The following is an 11,631-nucleotide window of genomic DNA, read 5'->3' on the forward strand; positions in this document are numbered from 1 at the left end:
TGATTATTTCACTTGTCCGTTACCCTTAATTATATATTTGGTTGAAGTCAAGGCCTGCAGCCCCATTGGCCCCCGTGCATGAAGCTTTTGTGTACTGATTCCAATTTCAGCCCCAAATCCAAATTCATATCCATCTGTGAATCTAGTTGAAGCGTTGTGGTAAACTGCAGCAGCATCCACTTCCTGTAAAAACCTGTATACATTTTCAGGGTCGGAAGAAACAATCACTTCAGAATGCTTTGTCCCATACCCGTTAATATGCGAAATGGCTTCATCTATGCTGCCAACTACTTTTATGGCTACTTCCAATCCCAAATATTCTGTCGACCAGTCTTGCTCAGTGGCTGGAATGATTGCTCTCCCGGGAACCATTTCATCACCGTGAATGATTACCCCTTTGTCCTGCAGGGTCTCTACCAGTTTGGGCAGATGCATGGCTGCCCACTCTTCATGGACAAGGATTGTTTCACACGCATTACAAACAGACGGACGCTGTGTTTTCGCATTCATAGAAATATTGATTGCCATATTTCTGTCAGCTGATTGATCGATAAACACGTGACAGTTACCCGCACCCGTTTCCAATACAGGAACAGTAGAGTTTTCCACAACCGTTTTGATCAGTTTCGCACCGCCTCGGGGAATCAGTACATCGAGGTAGCGGTTCAACTTGAACATTTCAGATGCAGTGTCCCTGCTTGTATCTTCAACAAGCTGAACTGCATCAACAGGCAAATCGCTCTTCTCAAGCGCTCGATGGATTACCTGGACAATGGCTTTGTTTGATTTGATCGCTGTTGAACTTCCGCGCAGAAGCACAGAATTACCAGTTTTCAAACAAAGGCTTGATGCATCAACCGTCACATTCGGGCGCGCCTCATAGATCATGCCAATAACCCCGAGCGGGACGCGCGTCTGTGAAATTAAAAGGCCATTTTGCCGTTCCCATTGCTCCAATACTTCACCAACTGGGTCCTTTAGCTGTGTTAACGATATTAAGGCTTCCGCCATATCTTCAAGCCTCGCCGCATCCAACCTAAGCCGATCCAAAACTGATTCACTCATCCCATTATCTGTCCCGGCAGCCAGATCTTTTTTATTTTCTGCAAGGATAAATTCCTTTTCCTTGATCAGCTGGCTGGAAATGAGTATTAGAGCTGAATTTTTCTGTTCTGTTGTCTTTTTTCCCATTAACGCAGCTGCTTTTTTTGCTTTTTCCCCTTTTTGAATCAATTCGATTGCACTCATTAATTCTTCTCCTTTCGCTGGCTGACCCAGTGATCACGGTGGATAACAACGCTTCTATCACTGTTGACAATGGCCATCGCCTCTGAACTTGATAACCCTTTAATTTCGCCTAGCTCCCTTGATGAAAAATTGACCTGTCCTCTCCCTACTAATTCGCCATTGGGGCCAACTATCTCCACGACATCGTTAACCATAAAGCTGCCAATAATATTTGTTATCCCAGCCGGAAGGAGACTTTTACCATGTTTTAAAATGGCCTGAACTGCCCCCTTGTCCACCTCAACCTTTCCTCTTGGAATCGAATGCAGTGCCAGCCATTGCTTCGATGTTTTCAGGCTTGCATGAGAAGTACATCCAATATAGGTGCCATCCCCTTTCCCATCCAGAATCTCTACCAGTTTCTCCGCTCCAGTACCAGAGCCAATAAAAACCTGAACTCCCAATGCCGTTGCAGTCCGTGCAGCTTCAAGCTTTGTTTTCATTCCTCCCGTCCCGACTTTTGAACCCGCTCCTGATGCACTTTCGAATAATTCATCCGGAATTTTCGCAAGGTAGTTGAACTTTTTGGCATCTGGATTGGTCCTGGGATTTTGATCATATATTCCATTGATATCTGTCAAGATTATTAAATGATTTGCATGAATGAGGCCGCTCACCAATGCGGAAAGCAAGTCATTATCACCGAATGCCAGCTCCTCAATCGATACGGAATCATTTTCATTTATGATTGGAAGCACATTTCGTTTTAGTAGTTCGGATATTGTTGCATATGCATTCTGATACTGTTCTTTATGAAGGAAATTTTGCCGTGTAAGCAGCAGTTGTGCGGCAACAAGTCCATATTTTTTCAATTCCTCTGTATATCCCTTGAGAAGATGGCCCTGCCCTACTGCTGCAGCTGCCTGCTTCCCGGCAATGGTTACAGGCCGGGATGAATACCCGAGGTCGCCAAAACCGGCGGCAACGGCTCCTGATGAAATCAAAATCACTTCATGGCCAAGCTTCTTCAAGCGCGCCAGCGCATCTACATGTTCGCGCAGCATATCGATACAAAGCCCGCCATTCAAGTTTGTCAGTGAACTGCTTCCAATCTTTACGACAATCCTCTTTCTTTTCATATGCTGCCACCTTCTTTTTGTTATTGGTTCAACAATAATTAAAAAGCCTATGATCTTTTGATGAATAAAAAAAAGCCCTCCTATCCCTTGATAAAAGGACGGAAGAGCTTGTCTTTCGCGGTACCACCTTCTTTGGCACTTATCATACAAGTGCCCGACTTCATGTTCCGGAAACGGCGGAAGCCGGTCAGGTTTTCCTGACAGTTCAAGGGATAGGTTCAATAGCTTTGCAGGCTGTAAGATCTTTCAGCCGGTGAATCCTACTCTCTATTGCCTGATTTCTATTTACTGGTTCCCTGTCATTACTGTTGACGATTATATTTAAATTTTCAGTTTATTAGACATTATGTATGACACAGGATTTTATGTCAATAAAAACTTTCTCGTCAATCAATCAACCTGCAAAAATTACTGATCCTTATTACCAGTAAAAATTCCCCCTCAAGTTACATTCCTTCTGTACAGAAAAACTGAACAACTTAAAGGGGACAAATCCAATTTTTTTAGTTAAAGCTGTTTAAGTATTGATTTTGCTGTTGCTTCTTGAAAATTTTGAATTCATTGTGAGAACTACAAATTTTAGGATACTGGCCTTATTTAAACAGCTTTGGGGGAAAATTGAACATTTTTGAATAGTTCAGGGAAGTCATTTGCAACCATCTTTCGAATTTCAATGATATCCACCACTTGAATCGGATATGCTTTGATTTTCATTAGAGAAGAAAACGAACTGCCTTTAAAAATAGTAATATATTTTTGTATAGTGCAGCCCTTTTCTAATAAGCAATCATCTTTAATCTCATAGTCTCTAAGTTCAATTTTCTCGTATAAGACATGATAGTTTTCGATAAATTCGCAACGAAGCATTTCCTTTGTGTCAAGCACTTCATAAATTCTCAACTTAATCACTCTCTCATTCAACATAATTTAAATTCCGTCAAAATACCGCCGATTGATCTGGAATGCCTTCGTCACTGATAAATCCAACTTGCAAAACTGAACACTAGTCTGTTTAGGAAACAATCTCTACAGAAATAAAGTGATTTATTGCTGGGTATTGACCAACTGATTGGATAAAACCTCTTTGCGCGCTACACCTGTTTCCCAGGCAGCCTTCGCCACCGCTTCTCTTACTGCAGGAACGACTCTGCTGTCTAATGGCGCTGGTATCACATAATCCTCTTCTAGCTCCTCACTCTGAATTAAACCTGCAATTGCTTTAACAGCTGCAGCCTTCATCTCGTCATTTATATCGGTAGCCAAAACATCCAAAGCTCCTCTGAAAATACCAGGGAACGCAAGGACATTATTTACCTGGTTAGGCAAATCAGAACGACCTGTTCCAACTACCCTCGCTCCGGCAGCCTTTGCTTCTTCAGGCATAATCTCAGGCACCGGGTTGGCCATGGCAAAAATGATTGCCTCGCCAGCCATTGTTTCTACCATTTCCTTAGTCATGGCACCGGCGGAGGAAACTCCAATGAAAACATCGGCATTAACAATCACATCTGCCAGCTGTCCTTTAAGTTTGCGGTGGTTGGTAATCCTTGAGATGGATTCTTTCAGCGGATTCATGCCTTCCTGTCTGCCTTCATAGATTGCGCCCCTTGTATCACACATAATAATATCGTTTACACCCATTGTGATTAAAAGCTTTACGATGGCAATCCCTGCAGCACCTGCTCCATTGATAACTACTTTTATTTCATCGATTTTTTTATCTACAAGCTTCAAAGAGTTAATCAACCCCGCTGCTGTTACGATTGCGGTTCCATGCTGATCATCATGGAATACCGGGATATTCATTTCTTTTTTCAGCCGTTCCTCGATGTAAAAACAATTGGGTGATGCGATATCCTCCAAATTGATTCCTCCAAAGGCTGGCTGCAGCAGCTTTACTGTTTTAATGATTTCTTCAGGGTCTTTCGTATCCAGGCAAATAGGAACGGCATCAATCCCTGCGAACGACTTGAATAGGGCAGACTTCCCTTCCATTACTGGCATTGCCGCCTCGGGGCCAATATCGCCTAAACCCAAGACCGATGTTCCGTCAGAAACAACTGCGATTAAATTGCCTTTGATGGTATAATCATAGACTTTTTCTGGTTGATCATAGATCTGCTTGCACGGTTCAGCCACCCCAGGGGAATATGCCAAGCTTAAATCCTTCATGCTATTTAATGGCATTTTTACTTCTACCGACAACTTTCCTTTGAACTTCTCGTGAATGAAAAGCGCCTCTTTTTGTAAATTGCTCATCTTTACATCTCCTTTTCCTGCAGAAAATTTTTAATTTTCTGTATTCAGATTTTACAATGCACCTGATAAATTTAGTTCATTATATAATGGGTTGCAGTTATAAATGAAATACATATAATCTATATCCTTTATGCTTTTTAGCTATAAAGCAGTTACTCACAATAGAAACAGCAGGTTCACACAGTAGACTCAATGAGGTATTATCATTTAAAATGTTAGAATATTATAAAAAAACAATAAAACATTAATCCATTTTCAAGGGAGGGAAGATTTATGGACATTCGTCATTTGGAGTACTTTACAGAGGTAGCGAAGCATTTAAGCTTCACGAAAGCTTCACAAACATTGCATGTAACCCAGCCTTCAATCAGCAAGGCAATTAAAAATTTAGAGGGAGAATTGGGTGTTCCTTTATTTTACCGTTCCTCAAAGCAGCTGGAATTAACGGATGCAGGAAAAGCGGTATTAATTAATGCAAAGGAAGTTTTACAGGCATTCAAAAACCTCACACTTGAGTTAACTGACATTATGGAACTGAAAAGCGGGGAAATAAGAATCGGCATTCCTCCTATTGTGGGTGCTGCCTTCTTTTCAAAGTTCATAAGCCAATATAAAGAGAAATATCCTCTAGTGAAAATAACTTTAACAGAAGTAGGGACCAAGAAAATAAAGCTGGGTGTAGAGGAAGGAACTTTGGATATAGGTCTGATTTGCACATTGCCTGCCCCTAACAGCAGCTTTGAAATCATAAATGTAATAAAGGATCCTTTGATGTTAATTGTCCATCGGGACCATGGATTAGCTTTAAAAAAAGAGGTGCACTTCTCTGAATTGGATAATGAGCCGTTTATACTATACCGGAAAGACTTCACGCTTTATGACCTAATCATTGAGGAGTGTTCCAAGAATCACTTCCAGCCCAATATCGTCTGTGAAAGTTCACAAAAGGATTTCCTGCTTGGAATGGTCGAGGGAAAAATGGGAATAGCACTATTGCCTAGTAAAATTTGCAAAAATATAAGCAATGATGAAATTGCTGTCATTCCTCTTGTTCAATCAAATGTTAATCTAGAGCTGGGGATGATTTGGAAAAAAAATAAATACTTACCCTTTACTGTCCGTGAATTTATAACTACCTCCCGGCAATATCTTGAGCTGGAAAGCTAATCAAAGCGAAGGCAGACGGGCAGCCCCCCTATTTACAGCAGGGTCTCCTGGCGGCACCGTCTTCATTACCTGTGTTTAAAAGAAATCGACTATATATGTTGAACTACCCGCCACTTAACTGCTCTTGCGAACCGTTGAAGCGGGGGATTCCTAAGAACACCATCGTAACCGCCAGTTATGGATTAGGCTAGCCCCGGTTAGAAGTCTTATGGCTTCGTATTTGAGATTTAACCCTGCATTAATATCGCGGTCGTGATGCACACCACATATAAAGGTCCATTCACGCAAACCTTGATCTTTAACATCCTTATTTTTATAACCGCAGCTCGAACACGGCTGAGAGCTAGGGAAGGTTTTACTCACTTCCACTACTGTCTTGCCGTACCATTCATTCAGCCTTGTATTTTAGCATCGTTTTGAATTGATACCAAGACACATCCGCGATAGACCCAGCTGTCTTCTTATTTTTCATCATGTTTGATACTTGCAGAATCTTTATTCCGATAAGATCGTGGTTTTTGATGATATCCGTAGAGGTCTTATGTAGGAAATCTGTCCGTTTGTTTTCAATCATTTCGTGAATTCGGGAAACCTTTTTTCGTTGTTTATTCCAATTACCAGAGCCGATGATTCGCCTTGACAGGATCTGTTGGGCTTTTGCTAACTTTTGCTCTAACGACTTAAAATAACGGTTGTTTCTGTACCTTGTCCCATCTGCCAGAATCGCGGAAAGCCAAAGGAGTGACCTCGTCGTGGATTATTCCCGAGTGAATGCAGAGGTCCTCAAATATTCAGAAGATGGTATTAATATCATGATTGCGAACGAATGGCTTGAGCAGCCACCCTTATCAGTTGACCGAAAGGATCTTACCAAAAGTTAATTTAGATTAAGACCCCCGATGGGTATTTAGACCTTTTTGGGGGCTTTGCTGTTAATATGACGGCTTTTTATGCCCTGTTTATTCTTCACCCTAATGTTGCCGCATTGGATTGTAAATAATATCCATTCGCTGCCTTTATAAATGGATAAGGAATACTTAATTTTCCCTCAAGGTTGTTCACCAAATTCCCAATCTATATCCCATAAATAAACAAGAAGGGAAATTGCTCGATCAGACTTAAATTGAACACCTTCTGAGATTAGCAAAGATTTCTGGGTTTGAAACATCTCCTCATCCTTGAAACCAATTTCCCCTTTGGAATTAATGACTCTATGCCATGGCAAGTTATATTTTTCTGACATGGAATGCAGGATTCTGACAACCTGTCTTGCTGCTCTTGGGCTTCCAGCGGCTTTTGCGATTTGGCCATATGTCATGACTTTTCCAGATGGAATATTTTTAATGATATTAATCACATTTTTTGTAAACTGCGTCATTGTGCCACATCCTTCTCACAACAATATACCATGAAAAACCCTGGCTCAAGAGCCAGGGTTTTCGATTATGTGGAATATGATTTGAATTTTTTAATGATTGCCCAGCACATCAATCCCAATAACCAGTAAATTGGGAAGCTATATATATGTTTCCATGTGAATTCTTTATAAATTCCAAGATGGACCATAAATGGCTCTGCCATAAATGCCAGGAAAAGAGATAACAGTCCAGTTGCGATGAAAAATTTCTTAAACGAACTGCTGAACCTTTGATATACGAGCATGAAAGGTATGATGACAACTCCAACATCATAGGGATATAACTGCGGATTTAAATATGGAGTCAGCCTGACTGGATATGTCCACACCATGGCATTGGTGCCAATTGAATCCAGGAAGATGGCTGTGACTCCATAAAAAAGACCAAATGAAGTATTTTCAATCAGTCTTGTTTTATCGACCTTCATCCACCAGATAATAGCCGGAACAATGGAAAGGACAACAAGGAACCACCATTCATATGTCAAAAAATTATTCTCGTGCCAATATGCCCTTAATATCTTATGATATTTTGCCTCGGCATCCAATACTTCCTGCAGCGAGATGGTGCCTAAAACAATAAGATATTTATTCAACGGTTCTCCTGCTGCACAAATAATGGAAGAAAGCATAAAATCACACCCTTTGTATATAGGGTGTGATTTTATGCTGTTTTATATGTAAGCAGTTAACTTTGATGTTTTATTTCTTTATAAGCCCTAATCAGCCGGTCCGGCTTGGCATTTGTATAAAAGGAATACACCCCTCTTGTGGTATGGAGATAAAGGAATCCTTTCATTCCTGACATATTTTTAAAGGTAATATCAAGGATATCATGGAGGTAAAAAATATCAGAAGCTGTGGTTATTCGATCATGATACATTGTGATGAACTGTTCATTCTCTTCATAAATTTGCTCATTATCCACTATTCTTCGATTCACTTTCAAATAACCATGTGAACAAAGCATACACAGCTTCCCCCTTTCACATTTTCATTTTCCCTGCCCTTTTTATTTTACGCATGTTGATTAGGATCGACTAATATATTTAACAATATTAACAAGGTATTATAGAAAAGGGAGGATTTTTTTGAAGTGCATTGGCGAATTTTTGGAACATGAGAAGTACAATGCCTATGGAAGAATCGCAATCATCGAAAATAAGGAAGCCATCTTGAAGGTATTTGGATTCAAAAATGGAAAGTGGCTTGATTTATGGGATATCGATCCCCGGGTTCTGACCCTCTTTTATCGATCTTATGAAGATGAGTGTGATTGGTTCATCGTTGTATACGACTATCCCTCTTTCTGTATTGACAATGACATAAAGGAAGCAATCATCTGGCATGAAATTGGGCATATTGAACATCCGGTCCCCGAGCAGCAAGTCAGCATTGATAGTGAAATTCATTGCGATAACCTTGCCATCAAAAACGGCCACAAAGAAGGCATCCGTAAAATCCTTAATCTTACGATGAAGATGGCTAAGACTCTTAATCATGAAATTTTAACGCAAATGACCATGGAAAGGCAAATGAAACTGCCATTTTGAACCTTAAAAAACCCATCCAGTTTTTTACTAATAACTAAAGAGACCCGCCAATCGGCGGGTCATCCTGTCAACCAGTATTCCTTAAACCAGCGGCAACGCCACTGATTGTCAATAAAACCTGTGTCAATAATTCATCATCCGGATTTTCATCCTTGCGAAGTTCTTTAATCAATTCCACTTGAATGAAGTTTAGTGGATCGACATACGGATTTCGCCTATGGACAGAATCTTTGATGTTCGGTGTATGGTCAAGCAGCTCTTCATCCTCCGAAATTTGGAGAAGAATGTTCCTTGTCCGTTCATATTCCTCCAGGATATTGCTGAAGATACGGTCGGCAATGGATTTGTCCTCAACTAAGGAAGTATATTCCTGGGCAGTGGTGATATCCGCTTTCATCAAAGCCATCTGCAGATTATCAATCGTACTGCGGAAGAATGGCCATTCAGCGTACATTTCCTGCAATAGCTTCAGATTTCCCGAATTTTCCTGCGCAAAGCTCTGCAGGCCTGATCCAGCTGCATACCATGCCGGGAACAGTTGCCTGCTCTGTGTCCAGGCGAATACCCATGGAATAGCACGCAAATTTTCGAATTTGCTGCTGTTTTTACGGCTCATTGGCCTCGAACCGATATTAAGCTCCGCAAGCTCTTTCAGCGGGGTCGCCTGATTGAAATAAACTAGGAAATCGGGATCCTCAAATACCAGGGACTGATATTTCTTTAACGAAACAGCAGAAATTTCTTCAATCGCATCTACCCATCTTTTATCGCGGACATGCCCCTGTTCTGATTCCTTCAACACATTGGCTGCCGCCTTCATCATTGTCGAAGTAGCCTGCTCAAGACTTCTATAAGCGATGTCTTTCAAAAGATAACGGGATGAGAGAACTTCCCCTTGTTCGGTGATTTTCACGCCCTGTCCAAGTGTCTCGACCGGCTGTGAAAGAAGGCTTCTATGCAAAGGTCCGCCTCCCCGTCCTAGTGACCCCCCTCGACCATGGAAGAACTTGAGAGCAATGTTATATCTCTTTGCCATTTCATTAATCTCAAGCTGGGCTTTGTAAAGTTTCCAGTTTGCTGTCAAAGTTCCGCCATCCTTGCTTCCATCTGAGTATCCCAGCATGATTTCCTGCTGATCTCCCATTTTATTTAAGTGATTGCGGTATAATGGCAGATTGAATAATGTTTCCATAATTTTTGGACCGGCTGTCAAATCATCGATTGTTTCAAGAAGCGGAGCGACATTAAGATCAGATTCCAGGGTTCCGTCAGCATGGAGCCTGTATATACCTGCTTCTTTTGCCAGTATAAGTACCTCTAGCAAATCACTCGCAGATTGCGTCATACTCACTAGATAAACGGAAATTGAACGTTTGCCGAATTCTTGATGCGCCCGCTTGATCATCTGGAATACCTCGATCATTTCCTGTGTTTCTTTTGAGTAATCCTCGTGAAGCAGCAGCAGTGGTCTTGGGTTTTCCAGAAGCTTGACAAGCAGTTCCTGTTTTCCCTCTTCTGATAGTGCTGAATAATCTTGAGTGATCCCCACCTTTTTCAATATTTCGGCGATTGCCGCTTCATGTTCCCCGCTGTGGTTTCGTATATCAAGCGTGGCAAGATGGAATCCGAATAGTTGTACTTGTCTGATCAATTTTTGTAATGTTTTCAGTTCATGATGTACCGGGTGATGCTGATAAATGCTTCGTTTTATGACAAGAAGGTCATCGAGTAATTCTTCTGATGCTTTGTAGCCAATCTCTGATCTGCCTGCTTCCTTAAGCCTTTGAATAATGACCGCGAATTTCCGGCGGTACACCTCGCCTTCAACATTCCATTTTTGATCGTCGGCAAGGTATTTTTCTTCATCCCGTTTGACGGATTCCAGTAATTCTTCACTTACAGCTGCTCTTGTAGTTGAATGGCTGAATCGTTTCATCAAATCAACTAATACAGCTTTGTATTTTTTTAACACAAGGCGTCTTTGTCTTTGCAATGTTTCCCATGTGACCTCAGGTGTGACATTTGGATTCCCATCCCTGTCACCGCCAATCCAAGATCCAAAGCGCAGGAAATGAGGGACTTTCCATTCATGTTCCGGATAATGTTCTTTCAAACTAGTTTCCACCTCTTGATGGATTTCAGGCAGGACATCGAACAATGTCTTGTCAAAATAATATAGTCCATTCCTGACTTCATCAATGACTGTCGGTTTGCGGTCTCTCAGTTCATCTGTCTGCCACAGGACAGAAACCTCATTGAATAAGCTTTCCTCTACCTTCTCACGCTCTTTCCGGGATAACAGCGGATTATCAAGGCTTTTAAGGATATCCGCAATCCTTTTCTGTATTTCAAGGATAGAGCGCTTAGTAGCTTCTGTAGGGTGGGCTGTGATGATTAATTCCAACGATATGGCATTGATGACATTTTGAATAATATCGGAGGATATATAATTGTCTTTTAGTGAAAGGATGGCTGCTTCTATTGAACCTGGCTGTGTGCTTATGTCCGAATCGAGCAGATAGTCGCGGCGTCTGCGGATCCGATGGTTTTGTTCTGCTGCATTGATTAAATGGAAATAGACTGAAAACGCGCGAATGATATTTTTTCTCATCGGAACAGACAATCCTGCAATTTCCGTTTTTAAAGCCGTGTATGTTTCAGGGTCATTTTGATTTCTGAGTGTTTTACACATTGCCCTGATCTTTTCTACTTTTTCAAACAATTCCACTCCGCCATGATAGACAAGTATGTCACCAAGGATGTTTCCAAGCATTTTCACATCCCGGCGCAATGGCAAACTGCTGTCATTTACTTCAATTCCTGATGTCATTTTGTCACCTTCCTAAAACTTGTGAGAATATTTTAAATA

At 41.2% G+C, this 11,631-nt stretch carries 11 protein-coding genes, 1 pseudogene and 1 other annotated feature; of the genes and pseudogenes, 3 read left to right on the forward strand and 9 right to left on the reverse strand.

What is annotated here, in order from left to right:
- Positions 1 to 3: 3 nt before the first annotated feature.
- The 4 genes from QNH36_RS13445 to QNH36_RS13460 form a co-directional block, all read right to left on the reverse strand.
- The gene (locus QNH36_RS13445) at positions 4 to 1,248 is read right to left on the reverse strand and encodes a glutamate-5-semialdehyde dehydrogenase (protein ID WP_251540320.1); all 1,245 of its coding nucleotides are present in this window, start codon (positions 1,246 to 1,248) and stop codon (positions 4 to 6) included.
- On the reverse strand, positions 1,248 to 2,366 hold the full coding sequence (gene proB / locus QNH36_RS13450; protein ID WP_251540322.1) for a glutamate 5-kinase: 1,119 nt from the start codon (positions 2,364 to 2,366) through the stop codon (positions 1,248 to 1,250). The genes QNH36_RS13445 and proB overlap by 1 nt, the downstream gene beginning before the upstream one ends.
- 91 nt (positions 2,367 to 2,457) lie before the next feature.
- Positions 2,458 to 2,678, reverse strand: a binding site (T-box leader).
- 285 nt (positions 2,679 to 2,963) lie between these two features.
- Positions 2,964 to 3,266, reverse strand: coding sequence for a hypothetical protein (locus QNH36_RS13455; protein ID WP_251540324.1), 303 nt, complete (start codon positions 3,264 to 3,266; stop codon positions 2,964 to 2,966).
- 144 nt (positions 3,267 to 3,410) lie between these two features.
- Positions 3,411 to 4,625, reverse strand: a complete 1,215-nt coding sequence (locus QNH36_RS13460; protein WP_251540326.1) for an NAD(P)-dependent malic enzyme — start codon at positions 4,623 to 4,625, stop codon at positions 3,411 to 3,413.
- 273 nt (positions 4,626 to 4,898) lie between these two features.
- On the opposite strand from QNH36_RS13460, the gene QNH36_RS13465 reads away from it, so the two are divergent.
- Positions 4,899 to 5,792 carry a LysR family transcriptional regulator gene (locus tag QNH36_RS13465; protein ID WP_144480670.1) on the forward strand — a complete coding sequence of 298 codons (894 nt, stop codon included), beginning with the start codon at positions 4,899 to 4,901 and terminating at the stop codon, positions 5,790 to 5,792.
- 150 nt (positions 5,793 to 5,942) lie between these two features.
- Here the strand turns inward: QNH36_RS13465 and QNH36_RS13470 are convergent.
- Positions 5,943 to 6,519: pseudogene (locus QNH36_RS13470) on the reverse strand (RNA-guided endonuclease TnpB family protein); the annotation flags it as partial.
- A 25-nt stretch (positions 6,520 to 6,544) separates the two neighbouring features.
- On the opposite strand from QNH36_RS13470, the gene QNH36_RS13475 reads away from it, so the two are divergent.
- Positions 6,545 to 6,673: a DUF3231 family protein gene (locus QNH36_RS13475; RefSeq protein WP_251540328.1), complete on the forward strand. Its 129-nt coding sequence runs from the start codon at positions 6,545 to 6,547 to the stop codon at positions 6,671 to 6,673.
- A 167-nt stretch (positions 6,674 to 6,840) separates the two neighbouring features.
- Here QNH36_RS13475 and QNH36_RS13480 read toward each other — a convergent pair whose 3' ends face one another.
- From QNH36_RS13480 to QNH36_RS13490, 3 genes are all read right to left on the reverse strand, one after another.
- Positions 6,841 to 7,170 carry an MGMT family protein gene (locus QNH36_RS13480; protein WP_251540329.1) on the reverse strand — a complete coding sequence of 110 codons (330 nt, stop codon included), beginning with the start codon at positions 7,168 to 7,170 and terminating at the stop codon, positions 6,841 to 6,843.
- A 65-nt stretch (positions 7,171 to 7,235) separates the two neighbouring features.
- On the reverse strand, positions 7,236 to 7,805 hold the full coding sequence (locus QNH36_RS13485) for a CBO0543 family protein (protein ID WP_144480666.1): 570 nt from the start codon (positions 7,803 to 7,805) through the stop codon (positions 7,236 to 7,238).
- Between the two features lie 92 nt (positions 7,806 to 7,897).
- Positions 7,898 to 8,179 (reverse strand): hypothetical protein, encoded by a 282-nt coding sequence (locus tag QNH36_RS13490; RefSeq protein WP_251540330.1) that lies wholly within the window; start codon positions 8,177 to 8,179, stop codon positions 7,898 to 7,900.
- Between the two features lie 121 nt (positions 8,180 to 8,300).
- Between QNH36_RS13490 and QNH36_RS13495 the strand changes: the two genes are divergently transcribed.
- Entirely contained in the window at positions 8,301 to 8,762 is a 462-nt protein-coding gene (locus QNH36_RS13495) for a hypothetical protein (protein WP_144480662.1), read from the forward strand.
- 67 nt (positions 8,763 to 8,829) lie between these two features.
- On the opposite strand, the gene ppc is transcribed toward QNH36_RS13495, so the two are convergent.
- The gene (gene ppc / locus QNH36_RS13500) at positions 8,830 to 11,592 is read right to left on the reverse strand and encodes a phosphoenolpyruvate carboxylase (protein ID WP_283903648.1); all 2,763 of its coding nucleotides are present in this window, start codon (positions 11,590 to 11,592) and stop codon (positions 8,830 to 8,832) included.
- Positions 11,593 to 11,631: the final 39 nt, after the last annotated feature.

Origin of the sequence: Mesobacillus sp. AQ2 (assembly GCF_030122805.1) — a bacterium.
Lineage (GTDB): Bacteria > Bacillota > Bacilli > Bacillales > Cytobacillaceae > Mesobacillus > Mesobacillus oceanisediminis_A.